Origin of the sequence: Pseudomonas sp. FIP_A4 (genome assembly GCF_036701605.1) — a bacterium.
In the GTDB taxonomy this organism is placed as follows: Bacteria; Pseudomonadota; Gammaproteobacteria; order Pseudomonadales; family Pseudomonadaceae; genus Stutzerimonas; species Stutzerimonas phenolilytica.
The window spans coordinates 37,137-63,053 of record NZ_JAYDXP010000107.1 but is presented as its reverse complement, the minus strand read 5'-3'; the positions used below and the strand labels follow the sequence as shown (position 1 = coordinate 63,053).

At 66.2% G+C, this 25,917-nt stretch carries 22 protein-coding genes and 1 tRNA gene; 11 read left to right on the top strand and 12 right to left on the bottom strand.

Going from position 1 to position 25,917, the window contains the following annotated elements; genetic code table 11:
* Positions 1–45: 45 nt before the first annotated feature.
* Positions 46–4,362: a DEAD/DEAH box helicase gene (locus U8L64_RS02500; RefSeq protein ID WP_333393730.1), complete on the top strand. Its 4,317-nt coding sequence runs from the start codon at positions 46–48 to the stop codon at positions 4,360–4,362.
* Here the strand turns inward: U8L64_RS02500 and U8L64_RS02495 are convergent.
* Positions 4,337–5,215 (bottom strand): DUF6279 family lipoprotein, encoded by an 879-nt coding sequence (locus U8L64_RS02495; RefSeq protein ID WP_333393728.1) that lies wholly within the window; start codon positions 5,213–5,215, stop codon positions 4,337–4,339. The genes U8L64_RS02500 and U8L64_RS02495 overlap by 26 nt on opposite strands.
* A gap of 153 nt (positions 5,216–5,368) precedes the next feature.
* On the opposite strand from U8L64_RS02495, the gene U8L64_RS02490 reads away from it, so the two are divergent.
* Complete coding sequence (locus U8L64_RS02490) at positions 5,369–5,557, top strand: hypothetical protein (RefSeq protein ID WP_037020703.1); 189 nt, start codon at positions 5,369–5,371, stop codon at positions 5,555–5,557.
* 7 nt (positions 5,558–5,564) lie between these two features.
* Here the strand turns inward: U8L64_RS02490 and U8L64_RS02485 are convergent, their stop codons facing one another.
* The 4 genes from U8L64_RS02485 to U8L64_RS02470 all read right to left on the bottom strand — a co-directional run bounded on the left by U8L64_RS02485 (position 5,565) and on the right by U8L64_RS02470 (position 8,115).
* Positions 5,565–6,125: a hypothetical protein gene (locus U8L64_RS02485; RefSeq protein ID WP_043296666.1), complete on the bottom strand. Its 561-nt coding sequence runs from the start codon at positions 6,123–6,125 to the stop codon at positions 5,565–5,567.
* A 73-nt stretch (positions 6,126–6,198) separates the two neighbouring features.
* On the bottom strand, positions 6,199–6,966 hold the full coding sequence (locus U8L64_RS02480; protein ID WP_156716496.1) for a PAAT family amino acid ABC transporter substrate-binding protein: 768 nt from the start codon (positions 6,964–6,966) through the stop codon (positions 6,199–6,201).
* A 158-nt stretch (positions 6,967–7,124) separates the two neighbouring features.
* Entirely contained in the window at positions 7,125–7,850 is a 726-nt protein-coding gene (locus tag U8L64_RS02475) for an RNA pseudouridine synthase (protein WP_333393724.1), read from the bottom strand.
* An 88-nt stretch (positions 7,851–7,938) separates the two neighbouring features.
* Positions 7,939–8,115: a hypothetical protein gene (locus tag U8L64_RS02470; RefSeq protein ID WP_008570070.1), complete on the bottom strand. Its 177-nt coding sequence runs from the start codon at positions 8,113–8,115 to the stop codon at positions 7,939–7,941.
* 156 nt (positions 8,116–8,271) lie between these two features.
* Here U8L64_RS02470 and U8L64_RS02465 point away from each other — a divergent pair, with 156 nt between their 5' ends.
* The 3 genes from U8L64_RS02465 to U8L64_RS02455 all read left to right on the top strand — a co-directional run bounded on the left by U8L64_RS02465 (position 8,272) and on the right by U8L64_RS02455 (position 12,734).
* The gene (locus tag U8L64_RS02465) at positions 8,272–9,417 is read left to right on the top strand and encodes a PQQ-dependent sugar dehydrogenase (RefSeq protein ID WP_333393721.1); all 1,146 of its coding nucleotides are present in this window, start codon (positions 8,272–8,274) and stop codon (positions 9,415–9,417) included.
* A gap of 98 nt (positions 9,418–9,515) precedes the next feature.
* Positions 9,516–11,849 carry a membrane-bound PQQ-dependent dehydrogenase, glucose/quinate/shikimate family gene (locus U8L64_RS02460; RefSeq protein ID WP_333393719.1) on the top strand — a complete coding sequence of 778 codons (2,334 nt, stop codon included), beginning with the start codon at positions 9,516–9,518 and terminating at the stop codon, positions 11,847–11,849.
* A gap of 48 nt (positions 11,850–11,897) precedes the next feature.
* A complete protein-coding gene (locus U8L64_RS02455) occupies positions 11,898–12,734 on the top strand; it encodes a CvfB family protein (RefSeq protein ID WP_333393717.1) in 837 nt (278 codons plus the stop codon).
* Between the two features lie 10 nt (positions 12,735–12,744).
* Here the strand turns inward: U8L64_RS02455 and U8L64_RS02450 are convergent, their stop codons facing one another.
* Complete coding sequence (locus U8L64_RS02450; RefSeq protein WP_333393714.1) at positions 12,745–13,329, bottom strand: DUF488 domain-containing protein; 585 nt, start codon at positions 13,327–13,329, stop codon at positions 12,745–12,747.
* A gap of 7 nt (positions 13,330–13,336) precedes the next feature.
* Positions 13,337–13,546 carry a DUF2945 domain-containing protein gene (locus U8L64_RS02445; protein WP_008570065.1) on the bottom strand — a complete coding sequence of 70 codons (210 nt, stop codon included), beginning with the start codon at positions 13,544–13,546 and terminating at the stop codon, positions 13,337–13,339.
* Between the two features lie 510 nt (positions 13,547–14,056).
* On the opposite strand from U8L64_RS02445, the gene U8L64_RS02440 reads away from it, so the two are divergent.
* From U8L64_RS02440 to U8L64_RS02420, 5 genes are all read left to right on the top strand, one after another.
* Positions 14,057–16,171: a glycoside hydrolase family 5 protein gene (locus U8L64_RS02440; RefSeq protein WP_333393711.1), complete on the top strand. Its 2,115-nt coding sequence runs from the start codon at positions 14,057–14,059 to the stop codon at positions 16,169–16,171.
* Between the two features lie 424 nt (positions 16,172–16,595).
* Complete coding sequence (locus U8L64_RS02435) at positions 16,596–17,327, top strand: hypothetical protein (RefSeq protein ID WP_333393709.1); 732 nt, start codon at positions 16,596–16,598, stop codon at positions 17,325–17,327.
* On the top strand, positions 17,324–17,749 hold the full coding sequence (locus U8L64_RS02430) for a phage holin family protein (protein WP_333393707.1): 426 nt from the start codon (positions 17,324–17,326) through the stop codon (positions 17,747–17,749). Before U8L64_RS02435 ends, U8L64_RS02430 begins: the two co-directional genes overlap by 4 nt.
* A complete protein-coding gene (locus U8L64_RS02425; RefSeq protein ID WP_138301084.1) occupies positions 17,749–18,513 on the top strand; it encodes a DUF3618 domain-containing protein in 765 nt (254 codons plus the stop codon). The genes U8L64_RS02430 and U8L64_RS02425 overlap by 1 nt, the downstream gene beginning before the upstream one ends.
* A 68-nt stretch (positions 18,514–18,581) precedes the next feature.
* Positions 18,582–18,657, top strand: a tRNA-Thr gene (locus U8L64_RS02420).
* 306 nt (positions 18,658–18,963) lie between these two features.
* Here the strand turns inward: U8L64_RS02420 and U8L64_RS02415 are convergent.
* The 5 genes from U8L64_RS02415 to U8L64_RS02395 form a co-directional block, all read right to left on the bottom strand.
* Positions 18,964–19,440: a nuclear transport factor 2 family protein gene (locus U8L64_RS02415; RefSeq protein WP_237264891.1), complete on the bottom strand. Its 477-nt coding sequence runs from the start codon at positions 19,438–19,440 to the stop codon at positions 18,964–18,966.
* Between the two features lie 61 nt (positions 19,441–19,501).
* Positions 19,502–21,550 (bottom strand): pyridoxamine 5'-phosphate oxidase family protein, encoded by a 2,049-nt coding sequence (locus U8L64_RS02410; RefSeq protein ID WP_333393705.1) that lies wholly within the window; start codon positions 21,548–21,550, stop codon positions 19,502–19,504.
* Between the two features lie 50 nt (positions 21,551–21,600).
* A complete protein-coding gene (locus tag U8L64_RS02405) occupies positions 21,601–22,227 on the bottom strand; it encodes a glutathione S-transferase family protein (protein ID WP_043296652.1) in 627 nt (208 codons plus the stop codon).
* A 164-nt stretch (positions 22,228–22,391) separates the two neighbouring features.
* A complete protein-coding gene (locus tag U8L64_RS02400; RefSeq protein WP_333393702.1) occupies positions 22,392–23,297 on the bottom strand; it encodes a LysR family transcriptional regulator in 906 nt (301 codons plus the stop codon).
* 2 nt (positions 23,298–23,299) lie between these two features.
* A complete protein-coding gene (locus U8L64_RS02395) occupies positions 23,300–24,196 on the bottom strand; it encodes a LysR family transcriptional regulator (protein WP_333393700.1) in 897 nt (298 codons plus the stop codon).
* A gap of 257 nt (positions 24,197–24,453) precedes the next feature.
* Here U8L64_RS02395 and U8L64_RS02390 point away from each other — a divergent pair, with 257 nt between their 5' ends.
* The gene (locus U8L64_RS02390; RefSeq protein WP_333393799.1) at positions 24,454–25,881 is read left to right on the top strand and encodes a sensor domain-containing diguanylate cyclase; all 1,428 of its coding nucleotides are present in this window, start codon (positions 24,454–24,456) and stop codon (positions 25,879–25,881) included.
* Positions 25,882–25,917: the final 36 nt, after the last annotated feature.

The following is a 25,917-nucleotide window of genomic DNA, read 5'->3' as shown; positions in this document are numbered from 1 at the left end:
GGCTGTCGCTTGTGCCGCATCCTGTGCGGCAGCATATTCGAGCGCATGAACACCTCCCGCACCGATCCGCTGAGCCATTTCCATGCCGCCGTGGCGGGCTGGTTCGCGCGCAACTTTCCGGCACCGACGCCGGCCCAGGAGGCGGCCTGGCCGTTGATCCGCGCGGGGCGCTCGACGCTGGTGGCCGCGCCGACCGGCTCGGGCAAGACGCTGACTGCATTTCTCGCTGCCATCGACGCGCTGGTGCAGCAGGGCCTGACGGAGGGCGGGCTGGTCGACGGCACGCAGGTGCTCTACGTCTCGCCGCTCAAGGCGCTGTCCAACGACATCCATATCAACCTGGAGCAACCGCTGGCCGGCATCGGCGCCGAGCTGGAGCGCCTCGGCCTGCCGCCGGTGGCCATTCGCACCGCTGTGCGCACCGGCGACACGCCGCAGGCCGAGCGCAACGCGATGCGCAAGCGGGTGCCGCACATTCTGGTCACCACCCCGGAATCGCTCTACGTGCTGCTCGGTTCGGAGTCCGGGCGGCAGATGCTGCGCGATGTGCGCAGCGTGATCGTCGACGAGATCCACGCCATCGCCGGCAACAAGCGCGGCAGCCACCTGGCGTTGTCGCTGGAGCGCCTGGAGGCGCTCTGCGAACGGCCGCTGGTGCGCGTCGGGCTATCGGCGACGCAGAAGCCGATCGAGGCGGTGGCACGCTTTCTGGCCGGCACCGGACGGCCGTGCGAAATCGTCGATATCGGCCACGGCCGCGCGCGCGATCTTGCGCTGGAAGTGCCGCCGGTACCGCTGGAAGCGGTGATGAGCAACGACGCCTGGACGCTGGTCTACGACCGTCTTGCGGCGCTGGCCGGCGAGCATCGCACCACGCTGGTGTTCGTCAACACGCGGCGCATGGCCGAGCGCACCACCCGGCATCTGGCCGAGCGGCTGGGCAGCGGCGTGGTGGCCGCGCACCACGGCAGTCTGGCGCGCGAGCAGCGGCTGACGGCCGAGCAAAAGCTCAAGCGCGGCGAACTGCGGGTGCTGGTCGCTACCGCCTCGCTGGAGCTGGGCATCGACATAGGCGACGTGGAACTGGTCTGCCAGCTCGGCTCGCCGCGTTCGATCGCCGCCTTTCTGCAGCGCGTCGGCCGCGCCGGGCATCAGGTCGCCGGGATCTCCAAGGGGCGGCTGTTTCCCAGCTCTCGCGATGACCTGATCGAATGTGCCGCGCTGCTCGATGCTGTGCGCCGTGGCGAGCTGGACGTGCTGCGCATTCCGCAGGCGCCGCTGGATGTGTTGGCCCAGCAGATCGTCGCCGAGGTGGCCTGTGGCGAATGGCCGGAGGCGACCCTGCTGGCGCTGATCCGCCGCGCCATGCCCTACGCAGCGCTGGACGAGGCCAGTTACCAAGCGTTGCTGACGATGCTCGCCGAGGGCTACACGACCCGTCACGGCGCCCGCGGCGCCTATCTGCATCGCGACCTGGCGACACGCAGCCTGCGCGCCCGTCGCGGCGGCCGGCTGATCGCGCTGACCTCCGGCGGCACCATCGCCGACAATGCCGACTACGCGGTGCTGCTTGAACCCCAGGGCCTGAACATCGGCACGGTGAACGAGGACTTCGCCGTGGAGAGCCTGGCCGGTGATGTGTTCCAGCTGGGCAATACCTCCTATCGCATCCTCAAGATCGAGCCGGGGCGGGTGCGCGTCGAGGACGCCCAGGGCACACCGCCGAACATCCCGTTCTGGCTCGGCGAGGCGCCGGGCCGCAGCGACGAGCTGTCCTTTGCCGTGGCGCGCCTGCGCGAGGAGATCGACCAGCGCCTGGCCGCGGCCGAGCAGGCCGGCGATGCGCGCCTGGAGCCGGCCATCGCCTGGCTGCTGGATGTGCTCGGTCTCACCGAGCCGGCGGCGCGGCAGATCGTCGAGTACCTGGCCCGCGCGCGCTCGGCGCTGGGCGCGCTGCCGACCCAGCGGCGGCTGGTCATGGAACGCTTTTTCGACGAGTCCGGCGGCACCCAGCTGGTCATCCATTCGCCCTACGGCAGCCGCATCAACCGTGCCTGGGGGCTGGCGCTGCGCAAGCGCTTCTGTCGCACCTTCAATTTCGAGCTGCAGGCGGCGGCCACCGAAGATGCAATCATCCTGTCGCTGTCGACCAGCCACAGTTTCGCGCTGGACGAGGTCTGGCGTTACCTGCATTCGGCCAGCGCCGAGCAGGTGCTGATCCAGGCGCTGCTCGACGCGCCGCTGTTCGGCGTGCGCTGGCGCTGGATCGCCACCACCGCACTGGCGCTGCCGCGCATGGCCGGCGGGCGCAAGGTGGCGCCGCAGCTGCAGCGGATGAAAAGCGAAGATCTGCTGGCCACGGTGTTTCCCGATCAGGTGGCCTGCCTTGAGAACATCGTCGGCGAGCGCGAGATTCCCGAGCATCCGCTGGTGCGCCAGACCCTCGACGACTGCCTGCACGAGGCGATGGACAGCGAAGGCTGGCTGGCCTTGCTGCGGCGCATGGAAAGCGGTGAGGTCGAGCTGCTGGCGCGCGACCTGCCGGCACCGTCGCCGCTGGCCATGGAGGTGCTTGGCGCGCGGCCCTACGCCTTTCTCGATGACGCCCCGCTGGAGGAACGCCGCACCCAGGCGGTGCTCGCCCGGCGCTGGAGCGACCCGCAATCCGCCGATGACCTCGGTGCGCTGGACCCGCTGGCGATCGCTGCCGTCAGCGAAGAGGCCTGGCCCGAGGCGCGCACGGCTGACGAGATGCACGAGGCGCTGACAGCGCTGGGCTGCATCGCCGAAACCGAGGCCGCCACGCAGTCGCAATGGCCCGCCTGGCTCGCCGAGCTGGCGCGCGGCGGAAGGGCGACGCGCCTGCAGGTCGCCCATGACCGCGCGCTGTGGGTGGTGCTGGAGAGGCTGGCATGGCTGCGCGCGATCTACCCGCAGGCGCCGTGCGAGCCCAGGCTGCAGCCGCCGGCCGGGTACGACCGCGAGCTGGCGGAAGAGGATGCGCTGGTGGAGCTGATCCGCGCGCGGCTGAGCGGCTTCGGCCCGCTGCCGGTGCCGCTGATCGCCCGGCCGCTGGCCTTGCCGGCCTCGGCCGTGGCGCAGGCGCTGACCCGCCTGGAAGCCCAGGGCTACGTGCTGCGCGGCCGCTTCACCCCGGCGGCGAGCGAGGATGAGTGGTGCGAGCGGCATCTGCTGGCGCGTATCCATCGCTACACGGTCAAGCGCCTGCGGCGCGAGATCGAGCCGGTTGAGCGCGCCGATTTCATGCGTTTTCTCGCCGACTGGCAGCACCTGTCCGCGGCCACGCGCATGCAGGGGCGCGAGGCGCTGGACACCCTGGTCGAGCAGCTCGAAGGCTTCCAGGCGGCTGCGGGCGCATGGGAAAGCGATCTGCTGCCAGCGCGCCTGCAGGACTACGGCGGCCACTGGCTGGACGAGCTGTGCCGCTCCGGGCGCATCGTCTGGACGCGGCTGGCCGGGCGTCCGAAGGCCGGCGGCGGGCCGGTGCGCGGCACGCCCATCGTGCTGCTGCCGCGGCGCCAGCTCGCGGTCTGGCAGGCGCTGGCCAGCGGCGCGCCGCTGGCGCAGCTGTCGTCGCGGGCGCAGCGGGTGCTCGATTGTTTGCAGGCGCACGGTGCGCTGTTCTTCGACGAGCTGCAGCACGAGGCACACCTGCTGCGCAGCGAACTGGAGGATGCGCTCGGCGAACTGGTGGCGGCGGGGCAGGTGAACGCCGACAGCTTCGCCGGCCTGCGCGCGTTGCTGACGCCGGCCAGCAAGCGTGCGCGCACCACGCGACGCAGCCGCGGCGGTGCCTTCAGCGGCGGCATGGCGGATGCCGGTCGCTGGGCGCTGGTGCGCCGGTCGGCGCCAGTCGAGGCGCTGGCGGACGGTCGATCCGCTGTCGATGGCGAGGCGCTGGAGCATATCGCCCGGGTGCTGCTGTGCCGCTACGGTGTGGTGTTCTGGCGGTTGCTGGCACGCGAGGCGGACTGGTTGCCGCCCTGGCGCGAGCTGCTGCGGGTTTATCATCGGCTGGAAGCGCGTGGCGAGATTCGCGGCGGGCGCTTCGTCGCGGGCGTGGCCGGCGAACAGTTCGCGCTGCCGGACGCGCTCGGTCTGCTGCGCGAGGTGCGCAAGCGCCCACCCTCCGGCGAGCTGCTGACGGTATCGGCGGTCGATCCGCTGAATCAGCTGGGTACGCTGTTGCCGGGCAACAAGGTGCCGGCGTTGCCGGGCAATCGCCTTGTTTACCGCGACGGCGTGCCGCTGGCAGTGCTGCTGGCAGGCAAGCCGCAGTGGCTGGCCGAGCTGGACGTGTCGGAGCAGGAGGCGCTCAGGCGCGCGCTGCTGCGACACTAGCCGGCAGGCATTCGAGGCCGGCGAGGTCCTGGCGCATCTGCTGCAAACGCTGGGCAAGGTGCTCGCGCTGGCGCGCGTCGGCCATGCCGTGCAGATCGGCCAGCAGGGCCAGTGCGGCGCGTTCGGCGTGCTGCAGTGCGGCACGGTCGGCCTCGCCGAGCAGCGCTTCGCGATCCTGCAGCAGCCGTGCGATGCGCGCCGCGAAATCGGCCCGATCGCGCTGGCGCACGGTGTCGAGCAGCTCGCGCTGCCAGTGCTCGCGGTTGCTCAGCCAGCGTGCGTTCTGCTCGCCCAGGCTGTGCGACCAGGCCAGCACGCGCTGGCGCTGCGCCGCATCGAGCGGGCCGAGCCAGTGTTCGAGGCGTTCGCCCATGCGTTCGGCACGTTCGCGAATCTGCTGGGGCAACGGCGGCGCCAGGTATTGCTCGCGGTGTTCGCGTCGATCCGCTTCCAGCGCCTGCGCCAGTTCGCGCACCTGCTCGTCGTCCAGTGCGCGCAGCAGTTCGGCGGCGGTGGGGGTGATCTCTACCGCGATGGCCTGGATCGCCTGGCGGATGTCCCGGTAGTACGGCTGCAGCTGCTCGCCGTCCAGCCTGCGGTGGGTGCTGTCGTGTTGCAGGCGCTGCAGGTCGTCGAGCAGGTCCGGTAGCTGGCTGCGGCAATGCCAGGCCAGATGCGTCCTGATCCGCTCGCGAAGCCGGTCCTGCTGTGCGCGGTTCAGGTCGAGGTAGTCGTTGAGCGACCACGGCACCAGCACGTCGAGGTTGCGATAGACCAGCGTCGCGCGGCTGCAGCCGACCAGCACAACGCTGCAGAACAGTAGCGACAACAGTACCCGGCAGGTGCGGTGCATCGTCGGTCCTCGTCTGCTCGTCATCCGCGTGCCTGGGCAGGGGTTTCGTCGGGCGACAGGTGAGAACCCACCGCGCACGCGGTCATTTCTAGCGTAGGCCGCGCCCCGGCGCGGTGCGATTCATTCAATCAACGCGGGAGAAATATCATGACCATGCGCGCACAGATCAAGCACCTGAGCGGTGAGGATGTTCCCAAGGCCTGGCGCCCGACCTGGGCGGTGTGCTGGGTCGTGGAACTGGATGGCGCGGTGATCGGCGGGCCTTACGCCAGCGAGGCGCAGGCCCGTGCGGTGGCCGATGGCGACGAGGAGCCGCGCCTGTCGCAGACGCCAGCGCCCTGAGCGGCGTTCAGCGCGGCTGTTGCGCCTGCTCCAGACAATACTGCGGGCAGGGCGCGCGATACTCGGCGGCTGGCGGCGGCGGTTCGACCAGTTGCGACACCAGGGCCAAGGCCTTCTCGAAGGACGGGTAGCCGCTCTGGGCGACGTCGAGCTGCGCGTAGGCTTCGCGATAGGCGTCCGCCTTGGCGATGTCGCGCTCGTCGACCAGGTAGGGCTCCATGTAAATCTTGTAGAGCAGGGCGACCGCGTGCGGATGGCCCTTGTCCTTGGCCTTCTCCAGCAGGTGCAGCACCTCGGACGGCTCCGGGCCGAGGCGGATCATCAACAGCGCCTGGTAGAACTCGGTTTCACCGCGCCGATCCTGCGGCGCGCTGCGGTCGAGCAGTGCATCGGCCAGCTCGTAGCCTTCCTCGTCTCCAGACGCGATCAGGATCTTCGCCTGCAGCAGGTCGTTCTGGTACAGCAGGCGTTCCGCCCGGCAGCGGCTGTCGCTCCAGGGCTGGTCGCACGATTGTGAAGCGCAGCCGCCGAGCAACATCAGCAGCGCAATCGCCAGCGCATGTCTCATTGTGAACTCGCTCTCCTTTTGAGGTTCGCCAGTATGGGCCGTGCGCACCGCGCTTCGCCAGAGTCGTTTGCGCTCAGTAGGTGGTGCAGGGGGCGTTCATCCGCTGCAGTCCATAGCGGCGCAACAGGCCCTGCCAGCGGGCGCTGTGCGGCAGATCGGTGATCAGCTGCTGGATGAACTGGGTCGCGGCCGGGTTGAGGCTGGAGGTGATGAGGATGTGGCGCTGGAAGGTGTAGAGCGGTACGTCCGACACGTGCAGACGTGCTGGCGGTATCTCGGTGGTTTCGTAGAAGTAGCGCGCCGAGCGCGGCAGCAGCGCAACGTCGATGCGCCCGGAGAGCAGCTTGTGCAGGTTCTGCAGATCCGAATGCACGTCCTCGCGACGAATCCGACCCTTGTCGATGTCGTCCTGCAGGGTCTGGTAGTAGTGTCCGAGCACGCCGCCGAGGCGTTGTCCATATAGCGATGCGGGGCCTTCGTAATCGAAGGGATGGCTCGCTGGCGAAACGAAGTCCTGGGTGTCGCAGAGCAATGGGGACGTCCATCGCGCGCGGGCCACCAGCTTGGGCGGGAAGAATGTTGGCGTTGCCCACAGCAGCACACCGGGACGGTTTTCGGCGAGCCGCGCATCGAGCCGCCGGCGTGGCAGTTGGCTCAGCGCGAAGAAATAGCGGGCGTGGTTGGAGGGATGCTCGTTGAGTAACTCTACCAGTGCTTCCGAGAGGCCCGTGCTCTGCTCATTGGCGAACGGCGGTGACGTGTGATAGGTCCAGACCTCGATCCGCTCGGTCGCCTGGGCGTTCAAAGAACAGAAAATCAGCAGCGCAAGCAGTCTGAACATCAATGATCCGCCGGAGGGAAGCGAATCCGCCGCGACGGATTCGGTGGCAATGCTGTCGTCGGACAGCGCTCCGCTTGGTCTGGTTCAGCCGGCGGATGCTGCAAGCGAGCGTACGGGTTGCCAGCGCTTCTGGTAAAGCCAGCCGCCGAACGGTGGGCTCAGAAACGCTCGTGTTCGCCGAGAAAGCGCCACTGCTCCAGCGGCAGCTTGGCCATCGACAGCCGGCCGATGCGAATGCGCTTGTAGCCGAGCACGCGCAGGCCGATGGCTTCGCAGAGCATGCGCAACTCGCCGGGTTGCGGTTGTTTGACGGCCACGCGCAGGTGGGTTTCGTTCTGCCAGCTGGCCTTGGCTTTGGGCAGAATCCGGCCGCGATGGCCGATGCCCTTGCCGAGCAGTGCCAGGCCGTCCGCTTCCGGTTCGCCGCTGACCTCGACGATGAATTCCTGTTCCAGCTTGCTGCGGGCATCGCTCAGCAGACGGATCACTTCGCGTTGCTGGCTGAACACCAGTAGTCCGCTGGCTTCGTCCGCCAATGGTAGCAGCACATTCTGGCGCAGCAGGTGGCGTTGCAGCGGGGCGGTGGTGCTTGGGTCTTCGGCCCAGTGCCCGGCGGCCGAGAGCAATTGCAGGGCGGTCGCGGCATCGGTCGGCACGGACGCGCCAGCCGGCTTGTGCAGCAGCAGCGTGACCGGGGCAATCTCGTTTGCGGTGGCGCCCGGCAACAGGGTCAGTCGCTGCGCTGGCTGGACCTTGAAGAACGGCGCCTGCACCACCTGGTCGTCCACCGTCACCCAGCCGCCCTCGATATACAGCTCGGCTTCGCGCCGGGAGCAGCCGAGCTGGTCGGCGAGGCGTTTGGACAGGCGTACGGGGTCGGTCATGATGGGCTCGGAAGGGGGTAAAAAAACGCGGCGAGCCGTTGCGCGGATGGCAGGGCTCGCCGAGGGGCGTTTCAGCGGGAGGAGCCGATCACTTCTTGCTGATGGTGATCTGGCGCGACGGCCCTTGGGTCTGGCCGCTGACTCCGTTGGGAATCTGCTGGATTTCACCGCCGGCCTTGAGGAAGGCGGCCATCTGGTCGGCCAGGGACTGGCTGGTTTCGAAAGCGGGTTCGGGCTTACGCTTGGCAGCGGCTTTGGTGGCCATGATCACTTTTCCGTATATCAGTCGAACCGGGCATTATACAGATTCTGTTGACTTTTGTTCACTTTTCCGCTGAGCAGTCGTGCGTAGCGCCGGGTGCGCGTCCGCTGGCTTTGTTCTTTACTGAGGCGGTCGTCGGCTCGAACTGTGGAGAAACTCATGTCGCATCCCGTCATTGCCGTTGTGTTCATCGCCCTGTTTGCTTCGGCCCCGGTTATCGCCGCCGAGTCGCAACGGTACCGCAGCGAACTCGGTCAGCTGCGGCTGGATGAGGTGGCGGCGGGGCTGGAAAACCCCTGGGCACTGGCGTTCCTGCCCGATGGTGAGCACCTGCTGGTGACCGAACGGCCCGGCCGGTTGCGCCTGGTGGGGCTGGACGGCTCGCGCTCGGCGCCGCTGGCTGGCGTGCCGGAGGTGTTCGCCAGTGGCCAGGGGGGATTGCTCGATGTGGCGCTGTCGCCGACGTTCCTGAGTGACCGGCTGGTGTATCTCAGCTATGCGGAGGCTGGCGAAAACGGCCGGGGCGGTACCGCGGTCGGGCGCGGGCGATTGAGTGAAGATCGCACGCGGCTGGAGGATTTCCAGGTGATCTTCCGTCAGCAGCCCAAGCTGTCGACGGGCGTGCACTTCGGTTCGCGGCTGGTGTTCGATCGCGACGGCTATCTGTTCATCGCGCTCGGCGAGAACAACCAGCGGCCCACCGCGCAGGAGCTGGACAAGCTGCAGGGTAAGCTGGTGCGGCTTTATCCCGATGGCCGCGTGCCAGAGGGCAACCCCTTCGTCGAGCGCAAGGGCGCGCGGCCGGAGATCTGGTCCTACGGCCACCGCAACCAGCAGGGCGCAGCGCTCAATCCCTGGACCGGGCAACTCTGGACCCACGAGCACGGCCCTCGCGGCGGCGACGAGATCAACATCCCCCGGCCGGGGAAAAACTACGGCTGGCCGCTGGCCACGCATGGCATCAACTACAGCCTGCTACCGATCCCCGAAGCGAAGGGCACGACCGTGGAAGGCACCGAGCCGCCGCTGTACGTCTGGAAGAAATCCCCCGCCATCAGTGGCATGGCCTTCTACGATGCCGAGCGCTTCCCGGCCTGGAAACACAACCTGTTCATCGGCGCACTGTCGGCGCAGGCACTGATCCGCCTGCAGCTCGAGGGCGACCGTATCGTCCACGAGGAGCGCTTGCTGGAATCCATGGGCGAACGTATCCGCGACGTTCGTCTCGGGCCGGATGGCTATCTGTATCTGCTGACCGACGACAGCGATGGCCGGCTGCTGCGGCTGGGGCTGGAAGGGAAGTGAATTTCCTGCCGTCCAGGGAGCGATTGCGCCACATGTCGGTCCACTGACCAGGGCCGCCATGGCGGCAGCGTGCGCAATCCACTGGACAGGAGGCAGCGGTGGCGGTCGTTATCAGCGGTGTGTTCGGCATTCTTCTTGGGCTCGTACTCCTCGTCGGCGGGATACGGGTGTTCGATCTCGGTGGCACCTGGTACTTCGCCGCAGTCGGCGCGGGATTTCTGCTGGTGGGCATTTTGCTGCTCAAGCGCCAGCGCGCGGCGCTCTGGCTGTATGCGCTGTTGATGCTTGCGGCACTCGGTTGGGCGCTTTACGAGGTCGGGCTGGACTGGTGGCAGCTGGCGCCACGCGGCAGCCTCATCGCGCCGTTCGGCCTGTGGTTGCTGATGCCCTGGATCGTTCAGCGCCTGAGCTGGCAGCACTTCGGCCTGCGCGCCTGGGGCGGCGCGGCGCTGCCGCTGCTGCTGGCCGTCGTGCTCTGGGGCGCGACGGCGGTACTGGCGCTCGGGCGCGACGCGAATGACGTCAAGGGCATGCTGCCGCCGCCGCTGGCCGAGGCGACGGCACCCGGAGAGGGTGAGGAACCTGACGGCGACTGGCACGCCTATGGCCGCACCCAGCTGGGGCAGCGTTATTCGCCGCTGGCGCAGATCACGCCGCAGAACGTCGAGCGGCTCGAGCCGGTCTGGCACTACCACACCGGTGACGTGCGCCGGCCCACTGACCCCGACGAGACCACCTACGAAGTCACGCCGCTGAAGATTGACGACGCGCTCTACCTCTGCACGCCGCACAACTTCGTCATCGCGCTCGACGCCGAAACCGGTGAGGAGCGCTGGCGTTTCGATCCGCAGGTGAGCGACTCCAGCAATCGCCAGCATCTGACGTGCCGGGGCCTGTCCTATCACGTCGAGCGGCAGGCGCCGGCCGGGCAGCAATGCCGCCAGCGGCTGTTCATGCCGACTGCCGATGCCCGCCTGCTGGTGCTGGATGCGAAGACCGGCAAGCTCTGTCCCGGGTTCGGTGAGGACGGACAGGTAAACCTCTGGGCCAACATGCCCAACGTCAAGGAAGGCTTCTATTACTCCACCTCGCCGCCGGTGGTGGCGCGTGGGCTGGTCATCATCGGCGGGGCGGTGAACGATAACGTGCGCCGCCACGAGCCGTCCGGGGTGATCCGCGCCTACGATGTGCGCAGCGGCGAGCTGCGCTGGAACTTCGACCCCGGCAACCCGGAACGAACCGAGCCCATCGCCCCGGGCCAGACGTACAGCCAGAGCACGCCGAACAGCTGGAGCATCTCCAGCGCGGACGAGACGCTGGGGCTGGTTTACGTGCCGTTCGGCAATCAGGTGCCCGATCAGTGGGGCGGGCGGCGCAGCGAGAACAGCGAGCGCTTTTCCTCCTCGGTGGTGGCGCTGGAGATCGAGACCGGGCGCCTGCGCTGGGTGTTCCAGACGGTACACCACGACCTCTGGGACATGGACGTACCGGCGCAGCCGAGCCTGGTCGACATCCAGACCGATGCAGGCCCGGTGCCGGCGCTGGTGGCCCCGACCAAGCAGGGCGATATCTATGTACTGGACCGTCGCAGCGGCGAGCCGATCCTGCCGGTGCGCGAGGAGCCGGCCCCGCAGGGCGCGGCCGAAGGCGACTGGACCGCACCGACGCAGCCGGTGTCGGCACTGTCCTACCAGCCGCCGAAGCTGACCGGCAAGGACCTCTGGGGCGCGACACTGATCGACCAGATGCTCTGCCACATCCAGTTCCATTCGCTGCGCTACGAGGGCCGCTACACGCCGCCTTCGACCCAGGGCACGCTGGTCTATCCGGGCAATTTCGGCGTGTTCAACTGGGGCGGGGTGGCGGTCGATCCGGTCCGCCAGATGGTCTTCAGCGCGCCCGCCTACCTGGCGTTCACCTCGACGCTGGTGCCGCGTGAAGACGACAGCAGCACGCTGGTGTCCGACAAGCCGCCTTACCTCAACGAGAATTTCGGCTCGCCCTTCGCCGTCGAGCTCAAGCCGTTCGTCTCGCCGCTCGGCCTGCCTTGCACCGCGCCGCCGTGGGGGTACGTCGCCGGCGCGGACCTGCGCACCGGCAAGAGCCACTGGCTGCGCACCAATGGCACCGTACGCGACCGCGCGCCGCTGCCATTGCCGTTCAAGATGGGCGTGCCTAGCCTCGGCGGGCCGATGCTGACCGCCGGCGGCGTGGCCTTTCTCAGCGGTACGCTGGACTATTACCTTCGCGCCTACGACAGCTCCTCCGGGCGCGAACTGTGGAAAGCCCGCCTACCGGCCGGTGGACAGGCGACGCCGATGACCTACCGCAGCCCCTCGGGACGGCAGATCGTGGTGGTGGTCGCCGGCGGCCACGGCTCGCTGGGAACCGATGCCGGGGATTCGGTGATCGCCTATGCATTGCCGCGTTAACCGCGCGGCGCTGCTAGAATCGCGCCTTTGTACAGACAGGGCAGGACCATGGCCGCTATCGGGCGCTACAACAGCATGCAGGTCGTCAAGCACACCGGTTTCGGCCTCTACCTCGACGGCGGCGCGGACGGCGAAATCCTCCTGCCCAAGCGCTATATCCCGAAGAATGCGCCGACCGAGGTGGACGACTGGCTCAACGTCTTCGTCTACCTCGACAGCGAGGACAAACTGATCGCCACCACCGACAAGCCCAAGGTGCAGGTCGGGGAGTTCGCCAGCCTCAAGGTGGTGGAGATCAACCGCGTCGGCCTGTTCCTCGATTGGGGCCTGCCGAAGGACCTGCTGCTGCCGCACTCGGAGGAGAAGCGCCCGCTGCAGGTCGGCGACTACTGCGTGGTTTATGTCTACGTGGACAAACGCACGCGGCGCATCACCGCCACCGCGCGGCTCGACCGCTATCTGGATCGCACACCGCCACACTACGCCGTCGGCGAAGCGGTGGACCTGCTCGTGGTCGAGGCCACCGAGCTGGGCTTCAAGGCCATCATCAACGGCCAGCACTGGGGGCTGATCCACAAGAACGAAGCGTTCAAGTTCCTGCGCCCGGGGATGCGCGAGAGCGGCTTCATCAAGGAGCTGCGCGCCGACGGCAAGATCAGCCTGAGTCTGCAGCCGGTGGGCAGTGAGGCGCTCGACGCGCTGCAGGCGCTGATTCTGCAGAAGCTGGAAGAGGGGCAGGGCGTGCTGGCGCTGAGCGACAAGAGTCCGGCCGAAGAGATCGCGCGCCAGTTCGGCGTCAGTAAAGGCAACTTCAAGAAGGCCATCGGCGGCCTGTACAAGCAGGGGCGCATCGTCATCCACCTGGATCGCATCGAGCGCGCCTGAGCGCCGCACGCTAGATATCCAGGCGCGCCTGCCGTCCGCTGTCGGCATCCCGCCGCAGGGGTTCTCCCGCGTCTTGTGCGTAACTCAACTCGCCATCAACCAGCCGCGCCGGCGCCGTGAACGGGTGTGCGATCAGATGCTGCTCGTCCTGGATGTGCAGCACCTCGATACCGCGCACCTTCAGCACATCGGAAACCAGCGAGCGGTGGCAGCGCCACCACAACACCTCGGCGCACATCATCGCGGTGCGCCGCTCGCTGGCTAACGCCAGCAGGTGCTCCAGGCCACGGGCAAACTCTGCGCTGGCCAGATGATCGGCATAGCCACGAAACGAAGCGTTGCGCCACGCCTGGTTGACCGAATCGGCCGCGGCGCGACGGCGGCCGCCCAGTTCCGGCAACCATTCATAGGTGATGCCGCGGTCAGCGAGCGCCTCGCGCAGGGCGTCCGAGCCGAACTGGGGCAAGCGACGCGAACCCGGATGACGGCGCACGTCGGCGATCCCCTCAATGCGGTAGTGCTCGAGCAGGGCGATGAACTGCTCGAGCGGGCGCGTCGAATGTCCGATGGTCCAGACCGTGGCCGGCATGTTCATGCCCTCATCAGTCCAGCTTGGTGAGCGCGCCGGGTTTGTGCATGGCGATGTGATCGGTCTTATCGCTCTTGATCTCGTACTGCGGCTCCTCCGGGCTGGCGCGCCGGGTATGACCTTTGTACTGCGTATCGGCCGTATGGACCTTGATGATGGTGCCGCTGACCCGCCCCGCTTCGGAATTCCAGCTGACGTGATCGCCCACCTTGAATCGATTCATGGCCTTGCTCCGTGGTGACCTCGGTTCTGTTGGGACAGCGCCTGCCAATGGAAGATTCGCAGCGGTTTTCTCGCCCAGATAAATCGCCGTTTGTCGGAAAAGATTGGACTTTGAATTGAAACAAACTCTACCGCCAATTCAAAAAAATGACGCCTCTAAACGGTTAAATGCGTTCTAACGAGCCGGTAATTAATCCCTTAGATTGCTGGCAAGTTGCTATTTAGCAGTGGCGAATTAATAGCAGATCTCAAGCTATGTCGATATTTTGGCGACTGCAAATGGTCGTTTGGATTTCCATTATTTTTTGGAACCTATTATAAAGCCGCCACGCAACGATTAATTCGGATTGTTCAGGGGTGGAACAGCGGGTTTTCCGATTGCTGACTGGTTCATTCAGTTGTGACAAAGCGGCTTCCCGACAAGCAGTGCCACCCACGACTCAATTGACCTCCCGCACTTTTTTAAAGGCCGCGAAAGCGCCTTTAGACGTATTAAGTTTCGGAGAGAAAGATGTCTATCAACGTTTTTGCCGGCTCCCGTAAGGCGCTCGTAGCTTCCATTGCCCTGGCCGCCGTACTGGGCAGCGTTGCCGCTTCCTCTACCGTGTTCGCCGCCGATGCGCTCAGCGCTGCGTCGACCACCGTGACCCTCAGCGCGAAGATCAACGGCTTCACCAATACCGATTGGCTCAATGGCGTCTGGCGTGCCGCGCCGGCCCTGTCGATTCCGGCCTCCACTGCCAACAATGCCGCGTTCAAGGTCGGCGCCAGCGTGCGTCTGGCTGATGGGCAAGTGCGCAAGGTGACCAAGGTTTATGTAGTCGGCAGCAACCTCAGCGTGTTCCTCGATGGCGCGGTTCTGGACGGCAACAAGGTGGGGGCGCCGAATGTGCTGAGCGCTGTGACCATCGCGACCGCGACCACCAGTCCGACCACCAACTCGACTACCAGTCCGACCACCAGCAGCGGGTCCTCGACCACCGTTTCAAGCGGTATCGCTTATGCGTCCGGTATCAACAACTTCACCAATACCGATTGGCTCAACGGTGTGTGGCGCAAGTCCGCCGGTTTCTCCATCCCGGCAACTAGTGCGAGCAAGAGCGCATTCATTGTTGGTGCTACGGTAAAACTGGCCGATGGCCAGCTGCGCAAGGTCAAAACTGTGCAGGTTGCCGGTTCCAACATGAGCGTCTTTCTCGATGGAGCGGCAGTAAACGGCAGCGCGGTTGGCTATCCGAACAAACTGACCGCTGTTTCCGGAAATACCACCGAAACGGCAATTACCGCACCGACCCAAACCACACTCGCCACCAGCGGCCTCAACAACTTCACCAATACCGACTGGCTCAACGGGGTATGGCGCAAGTCGCCCGGTTTCTCCATTGCTGCCACGGCTGCCAACCAGGCTGCGTTCAAGTTGGGCAATTCGGTGAAACTGGCCGACGGTCAGGTGCGCAAGATCACTGCCGCCTATATTTCCGGCAGCAACATGAGCGTCTATCTGGATGGCGCGGTTCTGGACGGCAACGCGGTGGGCTATCCGAAGACCATTTCCGCCATCAGCGGCACCAGTACTTCCGGCACTGTCACCAGCCCGACGCCCTCGGCGCCGGTCGTGAGCGCACCGGCTGAATCCACTGCGCCTGCCGACACCACCAACGGCCAGCCGCGCCTGGTCGGCGTCAACCTGTCCGGCGCCGGCTTCGGCCCGTCGGTGGTGCCGGGTGTGCACGGCACCAACTACACCTATCCGGCAGAGTCGTACTACAAGAAGTACGCCGATCTGGGCATGAAGCTGGTGCGCCTGCCGTTCCTCTGGGAGCGCATCCAGCCCAAGCTGAACACTCCGCTCAACGCCACCGAGCTGGCGCGTCTGAAGCAGTCGCTGGACTTCGCGCACAAGCACGGCGTGAAGGTCATCCTCGATCTGCACAACTACTACCGCTACTTCGGCAAGCTGATCGGCTCCAGCGACGTACCCATCAGTTCGTTCGCCGGCGTGTGGAAGCAGATTGTTCAAGAGGTCGTCAGCCACCCGGCCGTCGAGGGTTACGGCCTGATGAACGAGCCGTACTCCACCAACGGACTGTGGCCGCAGGCCGCACTGGCCGCTGCCAAGGCGATCCGCACCCTGGACAGCCAGCGCTGGATCTACGTGGCAGGTGATCGTTGGTCGAGCGCCTACCACTGGCCGCACTACAACACCCAGCTGATCAACGATCCGTGGATGCGCGATCGCAAGAACAACCTGGTGTTCGAGGCGCACATGTATGTGGACAAGGACTTCTCCGGCAACTACTTCGACAAGGCCGAAGTATTCGACCCGATGATCGGCGTGAATCGCGTCAAGCCCTTCGTCGAGTGGCTGAAGAGCAACAACCTGCGTGGCTACATCGGCGAGCACGGTGTGCCGGACTTCTCGCCCTCGGCCATCGTCGCCACCGACAACCTGCTGGCTTACCTGCGGCAGAACTGCATCCCCAGCACCTACTGGGCGGCAGGTCCCTGGTGGGGTGAGTACGCGCTCTCGCTGGACGTGACCAGTGGCAAGGCGCGTCCGCAACTGCCGGTGCTGCAGAAGCACGCCAAGACCGCCAACAGCTGCAGCAGCATCGGCCCGCTGTAAGCCGACTCCGCAGCGCAAACAGGAACGGGCCTCAGGGCCCGTTTTTGCGTTTCTGGCGGACGCGCCGCATGCAGTTCGTCGGGGCGCGTTGCGCTGAAAATGACTGGCTGGTCATGCGGCGAGCTGAACTCAGCCGTTTCGCTTGGCCTGCCGCCCAATCGCCGCAGGCCGCGGTTGGCGCCGCTTTGGCGCGCTGGGCGGGTGATCCGCGCAGGGAGTGCCGAGCAGACGGGCGCTTTGCCTCGCGCCGATCGCCCTCGTCAGCCCCCGGACCGCTGGGCCAGAACCACGGAACTCGAAAAATGGGGTCCGGTCACCTTCTATGTGCACGCCGTGAACCGCGCGGCTCGTGGCGGGATAAGCCCGCAACGCTGTGTTTCAGCGGACACAGTCATTCGGCCAAACTCATAGAAGGTGGATCAACATGACGACACCCGATGAAGACATCACAGGTTATGGCGGCCTGCCGCAATCAGGCTCGACGCCGGACAGCGCCGCTTCCGGCAGCTCGCATGGCGCCGCGGATGCCGATCTGAAGGCCAAGGCGCGAGAAGTCGGCGACGAGGTGAAGCAGCAGGGCAAGGCGCAGCTGGACAGCTACCGCGGCACGGCCGCCGACGAGCTGGAGAAGGTCGCACGCAGTGCCCAGGCCGCGGCGGACGAGCTGCAGCACCAGGACAACGGCCTTTCAACGTACGTTTCGGAGATGGCGCAGGGCATGGTCGAACTGGCCGACAACCTGCGCGGCAAGAGCGTCGACGAGCTGGTCGGGGAGGTCAATCGCCTCGCCCGCAATAACCCGGCGCTGTTCATCGCCGGCAGCATTGCCGTCGGCTTCGGGCTGACCCGCTTCGCCCGTGCCTCCGGGCAGCGCGCGCAGGCGCATGAGCCAACGGTCGACTACGGCCATTCGGACGCCCTGCGGCCGCATCCGACCTCGCCGCTCGGACGCGCCAGCGCGACGCCGGGGACCCCCGATCTGCCGAGCCAGAAGGAGCTCGACGAGCGACTGTCCAGCGGCCAGCCGGCCGCTCCGGTGGGCAGCGTCAGCAACGCCGGTGCGACCACGACGCCCGCCGGTGCACGCCGGCATGATTCCGGCGCGACCAGCTATCCCACCAATGGCAAAGGCACTGACGGAGGGCTGATTCGATGAACGAGCAACGCAACCTCAATACGCCATACGAACCGCTGCACACCGAACAGGACACCTCCGTCGGCGGCCTGCTGCGCCAACTGATCCGCGAGGTGCCCTCACTGTTCACCAAGGAACTGGCCCTGGCCAAGGCCGAACTGAGTGAATCGCTTCGCGCCACCAAGGCAGGCGCCGCCAGCGTGGCGACCGGAGGCGCGGTGCTGCTCGCTGGGTTCATCATTCTGTTGCTGGCGGCGGTGTATTTCCTCGCCACGATGATGGAGCCCTACCTGGCGGCACTGATCGTCGGCGGGGTGGTGGTGGTCATCGGCCTGATCATGGTCTCGGCTGGCAAGAAGAAGTTCGAGGCCTCGTCGCTCAAGCCCGACCGCACCCTCCATTCCATCCAGAAGGATAAAGAAGCCGTCAGGGGGCATGCATGATGAGCACGCACAACCAGATCGACGTAGAAGCGCAGAAGGACCCGGACACCCTCGAACGGGAAATCGACCAGCAGCGCGCCGAGATCGGCAACATCGTCCATGCGCTGGAAAGCAAGCTGTCGCCCGGCCAGATGATCGACACGGCACTCGGTTACGCCAAGGGCGGTGGGGGTGAATTCCTGCACAACCTCAGCGATACGCTGAAGGCCAATCCGGTGCCAACGGTATTGACCTCGGTCGGCCTCCTCTGGCTGATGGCGGGCCAGAATCGCCGCCCGGATTACCACGCCGCCAGCGGCCCGTCCGCTACCGACAAACTCGCTGCCAAGGCCTCGAACCTGAAGCAGCAGGGCGTCGGCATGAAGGACCGCGCCAGCCAGCTCGGACACAGCGTCTCGCACTCGCTGGGCGATGCACGCAGTCGCGTCGGCGAATCCGGCCGGCATGCCGCCGACAGCCTCAAGCACACGGCGGCGCGCGCTCGCGGCGGTTTTTCGCAACTGCTTGACGAGCAGCCGTTGGCCGTTGGCGCGATGGGCATCGCCCTTGGTGCGCTGCTCGCCGCCACGATGCCGCCGACCCGTCGCGAAGACGAGCTGATGGGCGAGACCAGCGACAGGTTGACCGGCAAACTGCGCGACAAGGCGCGGGCGGGCTATGCCCAGGCGAGCGAAATGGGCAGGGAGGTGGCGGATGAGGTGGTCGGCAAGGTCAAACAGGACATCCACCACGACCCGAGCCGTCCCGCCTCCGGCCCGCATTGAGGTGGCAAAGAAGTTATGCGGTCGGGCTTGAGTCCGACCGCATAACCCCCGATAATCCGCCGCCTGGCGCCGGTGTAGCTCAGCAGGTAGAGCAGCGCATTCGTAATGCGAAGGTCGCAGGTTCGACTCCTGTCTCCGGCACCAATGAAAATCAAAGGCTCGCAGCGATGCGGGCCTTTTTCGTTTCTGAGGGTGCCGACGCGGGTCGGTTAGACGAGGTTGGCAGCAGCGGGGCCTGCGTGGCGATGCTGGACGGCTTTTCACGGGGCCGCCATGAATCGAAGGCCCTGCGTGCCACTGTGCGTAGCACCCGCGATTGCCGACGACCGTCGCCAACCGCGTTGATGTGACTGGCCAGGGTTGACTCCGAAACGAGACGGCCGGCCTACACCGCTTCGATCAGCTTATTGCGGCGGACCACGCCGAATGCGTGCGGCCTACCCGTAGCGGTTACAGACCGAGTTCCGACAGCCCTGGGTGATCATCCGGGCGGCGTCCCAGTGGCCAGCGGAATTTTCGTTGCTCCTCGGTAATGGGCAGGTCGTTGATGCAGGCGAAGCGGCGGGCCATCAGGCCGTTCTCTGCGAACTCCCAATTCTCGTTGCCGTAGGAGCGGAACCAGTTACCGGAGTCATCATGCCATTCATAGGCGTAGCGCACGGCGATGCGGTTTTCCGTGAATGCCCACAGTTCCTTGATCAGGCGGTAGTCGAGTTCCCGGTTCCATTTGCGCGTGAGAAACGCCTGGGCTTCGGCGCGGCTGCTGGCGAACTCGGTACGATTGCGCCAGCGGGTGTCGGCGGTATAGGCGAGGGCCACTTTGGCCGGATCGCGGCTGTTCCAGCCGTCTTCGGCGAGTCGTACCTTGAGCACGGCGGTCTCGCGGGTGAAGGGAGGGACTGGCTGACGGATTTCCGAAGTGGACATGGTGGTTGCTCCTTTGGCGGTAAATAAAGCCCTGGGCGGCGAGGTATCGGCGCCGGTCACCTCAGAGATCGAGAACCAGGGGTTGGGGATCGCCCTCCGATTGCGCCGGTACCGCGCAGCAGATCAGCACCTGATCGCTGGCGGGCATCAGTGCCGGTGGGGTGGGGTAATGCACGCTGCCGCTGATCAGCCGGGTGCTGCAGGTACCGCAGGAGCCGCCACGGCAGCTGAACTCGGGGTTCAGGCCGCGGCTTTCCGCCAGTTCCAGCAGGCTGCCGCTGTCGGGTGTCCAGTGTGCTTCGGTGGCTGATGCGCGAAAGTGCACCGGCACCGATGCGCTGGCTGCAAGGGACTGGGCCGGCGGCCGCCCGGTTTCGGCGCGCCGCAAGGCCGATGGGCCGAATGCCTCGGCATGGATGCGCTGGTCCGGGATGTTCACGCTGCGCAGGCCGTCGTACATGTCCTGGAGAAAGCCCGCCGGGCCGCACAGGTAGAAGTCGTAATCATCCAGCGGCAGTCGCGCCTTGACCTGCGCGAAATCCAGGCGGCCCGCCATCTGGTAATCGCGCTCCAGCTGCGCCGAGCCGGGGATGCTCAGTGCGCGGTGGATGTGCAGCAGTCCATTGGAGCGCTGCTGCAGTTCGCTGAGCTCTCTCTGGAAGGGCAGGTCGGCCAGGGTTCTAGCGCTCTGGAACAGATGAATCGCACGCGCCTTGCGCTGCGGCCGGTTCTGCGCCACCCGTTCTCGGGCCATCGAGATCAGCGGTGTGATGCCGACACCGGCGCTCAGCAATACCACTGGCCGTTCGCTGTCATCGTGCAGGGTAAAGTTGCCCAGTGGGGGCCGTACCTCCAGCAGGTCGCCCGCCCGCAGCTTGTCATGCAGATGCGCCGAAGCCCGGCCTTGCCGCTTGACGCTGATCCGGATGTAGCCGTCCGACGGCGCGCTGGAAACGCTGTAGGTTCTGACCAGGGCATCGCCCTCGGCGGTGTGGATGCGGATCGGTAGGTGCTGGCCCGCGGCGAATGGCACGGCAGCGCCGTCCGGCGGCTCGAGGAAGAACGAGCGGATGTCGCGGCTCTCCTGTTGTACATGGGTGACCCGCCATGACTGCCACTGCCGGTGTTGTGCCTGCCGATGCAGCTGCTGGTCAGCTTCCGCCCAGGTGCCGGTTGCCAGGCTGGTGGGGGCGTAGCCGTGAAACTGCCAGCGGATCGTCAGCGCGCCCGGGCGCAGCACTGCCTGTTCGACTTCAAAGGCCCAGAGCCGCTCGGCGCCCTCGAAGGCGTCGAGCGAGGGGCTGTCCAGCAGCAGTTCGGTGCGGCCTGTGAGTTGCAGCAGGTCGCCAGTGGTGAAGTCGATGAACAGCAAGCCCGCGACCGGATTGGTCTGCAGGTTGCCCAAGGTGTTGAAGAACCGGTTGCCGGCGTAATCGGGGATAGTCAGGCGGTTGCCTTCAACCTTGATGAAACCGGCACGGCCGCCGCGATGAGAGACGTCCACGGTGCGCGCCTTGCTGTCACGCGCGACGTAGCTGGCGACGAAGAAGGTGTCGGCGGCACGGATGAGCGCGCGGGTGCGTTCGTCCAGCGTGCTGAAATTCTGGCGCGGCGCGATGCCGTCTGCCGGGGGCGGCACGCGGGCATAGGAGCGCTCCTGAATGTACTTCGGGCAGTTGCCGTAGGACTGCTCGACCATCACCTCAAAGCCATCGGCCGCTACGCGCCGGATCACGCCGTTCATGCGATTGCGCCGGCGCGTATGCAGCTCGATGCCGAGCAGGCCGATCGCCTGGTTCGCCCGCAGCCCGGCAGCTGCCGGGTCTTGCGGGTCGGCGTGCGCCGCCAGAAACAGGTGCTGCGGGTCGGCGGAGGTGACAAAACCTTCCGGCCCTTCGAGCAGGGTGGCCCAGGGACGATTATCGGCGTCCACCGCGCCGACCACCATGAATGGCAACTGCTGGAAGAACTCGCGGTGCTGCTCAGGCATGTAATCGCGGATGACTTGCCGCCCGAGTACGGCCAACTGTTCGGCTACGTTGAAGCGCTCCTGCAGCGCTCTCTCACCGGCATGCCAGGGTGACGCCGGGTGTTCGGGCAGATGATCCATGACTCACGCTCCTCGAAAACTGCCGGAAGGCCCGGCAGTCCGGTACTTACTCAAGCGGCTTGCAGGCCGATTGCAGTGCGCTGCATGGGTACGAAGCCGGGCAGGGTCTCGATGCGCTGCAGCCAGGCGCGCACATTGGGGTAGGGCTCGAGCGAGACGTTGCCCTCTGGCGCATGGGCGATGTAGCTGTAGTTGGAGACGTCGGCGATGCTCGGTTCGGCGCCGGCCAGGAAGGGGCTGCGGGCCAGTTCGGCGTCCATAACCTTGAGCAGCGTGTGGGCGCGGGCGATGACCTCTTCGGCATTGAATGACGCACCGAACACGGTGATCAGTCTCGCCGCCGCCGGGCCGTAGGCCACCTGGCCGGCGGCCACCGACAACCAGCGCTGGATGCGCGCTTCGGCGAGCGCGTCCTGCGGCTGCCAGCTGTCGCCGCCGTAGCGCTTGGCGAGGTAGACCAGAATCGCGTTGGAGTCGCTGATGAAGGTGCCGTTGTCGTCGATGACTGGCACTTGGCCGAAGGCGTTGATGGCGAGGAACTCGGCAGATTTGTGTTCGCCGTTGGCCAGGTCGACAGACACCAGCTCATAGGGGAGCTGCAGCAGCGAAAGCATCAGTTCGACGCGGTGGGCATGCCCTGAAAGCGGGTGACGGTAGAGTTTGATCGGCTGAGACATGGTGCTGGCTCCGCAATGGATTCAAGGGGGTGGCGCAGCGGCAATCCTGCGCTGGCGGAGCCATGCTGCGCCCTCGCCGGGTTGAGCAGAATCACCATGCGGCGCAATCCATAATTTCGTTTTCTGGAATAACGCCAGGCGCGGCGCGGCGGAAGAACGCTCGGTCAGCGCGCTTGGAAGGCGGGATGGGCGCGAAGCTGCGGCGCCGCGAAGTCGATAAAGGTCCGCACGCGTGCCTCGGCGCGGCGGCCATGGCGGTAGATCAGCTGCACCGGTACGTCGGGACCGGCAAACGCGCTCAGTACCGGCTCCAGCAGGCCACGCCGCAGTTCGTCGTGGGCTTCGTAACTCATGCAGCGAATCAACCCCAGCCCCAGGGTGGCCGCATGGATGGCCGCCCGCTGGGTGGTGCAGGTGAGGGCCGGCGTGGGTTTTACCGAGCGGATGGAACGGCCACAGCGGAAATGCCAGTGCGCGTCGTAGCCCGCCGCATTCGTGGCCACCGCGCGATGTGCTTTGAGGTCTTCGGGCGTCGACGGTCGACCCCATTTGCCGAGATAGGCGGGTGAGGCGCAGACAATCGGCCTGACGGCGCCCAGCGGCACGGCGAACTCCGATGAGTTGGGTAACTGGCCGAGAACCAGCGCTATATCGATGCCTTCCTGGAGCAGCTTGGGTACGCCTTCGCAGGAGCGAATATCCAGCCGCACGTCAGGAAAGGCGTTCAGGTAGGCCACGGCGATGGGTGTGAATACCTGCAGATCCATCAGCAGCGGCAAGGCCACCGTCAACTGCCCGTCGGGGCTGGCATGCATGCCGGCGGCGGAGCGCTCGGCCTGCGCCGTTTGCTCCAGGACGAGCCGGCAGCTTTGTGCGAACTGCTCGCCAGCAGGGCTCAGCGCGACGCCGCGCGGTCCGCGCATCAGCAGGCTGGTCTGCAGGCGCGCCTCCAGCGCGGCAATGGTGCGCATGACGGTCGCCGGCGACTGTCCCAGCTGGCGCGCCGCGGCGGCCAGGCTGCCAGCCTGTGCCACGGCCGCGAAGGTCTGTACCTGGCGATATCGACTCACGGTCAGGTTACCGGCATGGCCTGCAGTGCCGGGTCGGCGAGGAATCGGCTGGCGCAGTGATCGACGAAGGTACGCACCTTGGCGGGAACCCGGTTGCCTCCCTGATACAGCACATGCACCGGCAGCGCCGGGGTCTTGAATGCCTCGAGGACGATCTCCAACTCGCCCTTGGCCACCCACTCGGCGGCCTGGTAGGACAGCACCCGCGTGAGCCCCCAGCCCAGGCGCGCCGCATTGATCGCTGCCTGATTGGAGCTGACCGTCAGGCGCGGTTCGGGATGCAGGGCGATGGCACGGTCGCCGACCCTGAACTGCCAGTCGGTGAGCAGGGTGCTGGTCGACGACATCACCGTCGGCAGCGCCAGCACGTCCTCCGGTTGTCGCGGTCGGCCGACGCGTTCGAGAAAGCCTGGCGAGGCGCATATCACCGGCCGGATATGCCCGACCTTGATGGCTTGCAGGTTGCTCTGCGGCAGTTCGCCGATACGGACGGCGACATCCACGCCCTCATCGACCATGTTCACCACGCGATCCACCAGCACGGCGTTGAGCGTCACCTCGGGCTGAGCCGCCAGGTACTCGGTGATCAGCGGTATGAGGAACAACTCGCCAAACATCACCGGCGCCGTCACCGTCAGGTTGCCGCGGACGCGAACCGCGCTGCCGGCCGCCAGCTCTTCGGCTTCTTCGAGGTCGAGCAGGATGCGCTTGCAGTCCTCGACATAACGCCGGCCCGCTTCGGTCAGGCGCAGGCTGCGCGTACTGCGTGCCAGCAGCAGGGTGCCCAGGCGGTTTTCCAGGCCGGCAATCACCCGCGTCACGCTTGGCGGCGACATGCCCAGCAGCCGGGCGCCGCCGGCGAAGCTGGCCGCCTCCGCAACCGCGACCAACACCTTCATTTCCTGAAACCTGTCCACGTTCACCGCCAGCTTGCAGAGTTGAGCCGACCACAGGGTAGCGGCTGACGGGCGCCTCGCACACCGCCTCCTTCAATGATGGCCATTGCGCATTATTTTGTGGCCGGCCGAGGTCGTCGCGCGTCGTAGAGTCACGAGAATGCCTGCCATGTGGGGCGTGGCGCGAGCGGAGCAAAGCGTTGAAAGACAGAGCAGCCGGGTTTCTAGCATCGACCATGCTGCTGCTTGCGCTGGTGCCGATGTGGGCGTTCGTGCTGGGCGAGATCGGGCATGAGCGTGCGCTGGCCGGAGCGGCCGCGCGCAAGGATGCGATGAACCTGGCGACTGCCTTCGACGCGCATGTGCGCAGCACCATCCGCTTGATGGATATCGTGCTGCTGGATATGCGCGAGGACGTGCTCGAACAGCCGGACGACTTTCAGAATCACGTGAAGGAGGAGCTGCAGGCCTATGGTAGCTTCGTCTCGCAGTTGGGGGTGATCGATGCGAGCGGCCAATTGGTGTTTTCCAATCTCGCGCCGATCCGCAAACCGATCGATCTGAGCGACCGCGAGCACTTTCGCGTCCACCGCGACAACCCGCAGGCTGATCAGCTGTTCATCAGCAAACCGGTGCTCGGGCGGCTGTCGCATCGGTGGTCGATCCAGTTCACCCGGCCGATCTTCGATGGTGGGAAATTTGCCGGTGTGCTGGTGCTGTCCGTGCCGGCCGATCTGTTTTCCGACTACTTCCAGCAGATCGACGTCGGTGCCAATGGCAGCATCGTGCTGCTGGGCACTGACCGCAGCATCCGCGCCATCGCCTCCGGCGCGCCAATCCCCGGACGCTACGGGCGCTTCAAACTACCCGAGGACAAGCCCTACTTCGTCGATGGCGCGCGGGTTGGCCTCTACGAGGGTGTCAGTTCGCTCGATGGCGAGTACCACCTCGGTGCCTATCGGCGCCTGGAGGACGGGGGTGTCCTGGTTCTCGTACTGCTGTCGCCGAAGGATTTCATGGCGGCGTTCGAGGAACATCGCAAGCTGCTGATCGTCTCGGCAAGCATCATTTCCCTGCTGCTGCTGGCAGTCGCGCTGCTGATATATGCGTTTAGCCGCCGGCATTTCCGCAATACCGCCAGGCTGCGCGAGGCCCACGAGCAGATGACGCAGCTGGCCAACACCGACGTGCTCACGGGTGTCAGCAGCCGCCGCTCGTTCTTGGCCGGTTGCGAAGCGGAGCTTTCCCGGGCGCGGCGGCATGGTGAGGATGTCAGCCTGCTGATGCTCGATATCGATCACTTCAAGCGCATCAATGACACCTACGGTCATCCGATAGGTGATGAAGTGCTCACGGCGTTCACGGCGACCTGCTCTCGGGTGCTTCGCGCGCACGACCTGCTCGGCCGGCTCGGCGGTGAGGAGTTCGCCATCGCGTTGCCGAGCACGGATCTCGAGGGCGCGTTGTCCGTAGCGGAGAAAGTTCGGCGTGCAATCGCCGAAGCGCCGATCCCGACCTCGGCCGGCCCGATCGCCCTGACCGTGAGCATCGGCCTGGTGAGCTCGCCGGCTGGCCGCGACGACCTCCAGCCGTTGTTGGCCAAGGCCGACGGTGCGCTCTACGACGCCAAGCAGAATGGGCGTAACCGCGTCTGCGCGGCGCGTGAAGGTGGGGTTGCCGGCGGCTAGCCAACATCGCAGGCGGTGCGGCGCAAATGGCCGGCC

Coding starts and splice junctions, on each gene's coding strand:
- U8L64_RS02500 (WP_333393730.1), top strand. CDS start 46: ATGAACACCTCCCGCACCGATCCGCTGAGCCATTTCCATGCCGCCGTG.
- U8L64_RS02495 (WP_333393728.1), bottom strand. CDS start 5,215: ATGCACCGCACCTGCCGGGTACTGTTGTCGCTACTGTTCTGCAGCGTT.
- U8L64_RS02490 (WP_037020703.1), top strand. CDS start 5,369: ATGCGCGCACAGATCAAGCACCTGAGCGGTGAGGATGTTCCCAAGGCC.
- U8L64_RS02485 (WP_043296666.1), bottom strand. CDS start 6,125: ATGAGACATGCGCTGGCGATTGCGCTGCTGATGTTGCTCGGCGGCTGC.
- U8L64_RS02480 (WP_156716496.1), bottom strand. CDS start 6,966: ATGTTCAGACTGCTTGCGCTGCTGATTTTCTGTTCTTTGAACGCCCAG.
- U8L64_RS02475 (WP_333393724.1), bottom strand. CDS start 7,850: ATGACCGACCCCGTACGCCTGTCCAAACGCCTCGCCGACCAGCTCGGC.
- U8L64_RS02470 (WP_008570070.1), bottom strand. CDS start 8,115: ATGGCCACCAAAGCCGCTGCCAAGCGTAAGCCCGAACCCGCTTTCGAA.
- U8L64_RS02465 (WP_333393721.1), top strand. CDS start 8,272: ATGTCGCATCCCGTCATTGCCGTTGTGTTCATCGCCCTGTTTGCTTCG.
- U8L64_RS02455 (WP_333393717.1), top strand. CDS start 11,898: ATGGCCGCTATCGGGCGCTACAACAGCATGCAGGTCGTCAAGCACACC.
- U8L64_RS02450 (WP_333393714.1), bottom strand. CDS start 13,329: ATGAACATGCCGGCCACGGTCTGGACCATCGGACATTCGACGCGCCCG.
- U8L64_RS02445 (WP_008570065.1), bottom strand. CDS start 13,546: ATGAATCGATTCAAGGTGGGCGATCACGTCAGCTGGAATTCCGAAGCG.
- U8L64_RS02440 (WP_333393711.1), top strand. CDS start 14,057: ATGTCTATCAACGTTTTTGCCGGCTCCCGTAAGGCGCTCGTAGCTTCC.
- U8L64_RS02435 (WP_333393709.1), top strand. CDS start 16,596: ATGACGACACCCGATGAAGACATCACAGGTTATGGCGGCCTGCCGCAA.
- U8L64_RS02430 (WP_333393707.1), top strand. CDS start 17,324: ATGAACGAGCAACGCAACCTCAATACGCCATACGAACCGCTGCACACC.
- U8L64_RS02425 (WP_138301084.1), top strand. CDS start 17,749: ATGAGCACGCACAACCAGATCGACGTAGAAGCGCAGAAGGACCCGGAC.
- U8L64_RS02415 (WP_237264891.1), bottom strand. CDS start 19,440: ATGTCCACTTCGGAAATCCGTCAGCCAGTCCCTCCCTTCACCCGCGAG.
- U8L64_RS02410 (WP_333393705.1), bottom strand. CDS start 21,550: ATGGATCATCTGCCCGAACACCCGGCGTCACCCTGGCATGCCGGTGAG.
- U8L64_RS02405 (WP_043296652.1), bottom strand. CDS start 22,227: ATGTCTCAGCCGATCAAACTCTACCGTCACCCGCTTTCAGGGCATGCC.
- U8L64_RS02395 (WP_333393700.1), bottom strand. CDS start 24,196: ATGAAGGTGTTGGTCGCGGTTGCGGAGGCGGCCAGCTTCGCCGGCGGC.
- U8L64_RS02390 (WP_333393799.1), top strand. CDS start 24,454: ATGTGGGCGTTCGTGCTGGGCGAGATCGGGCATGAGCGTGCGCTGGCC.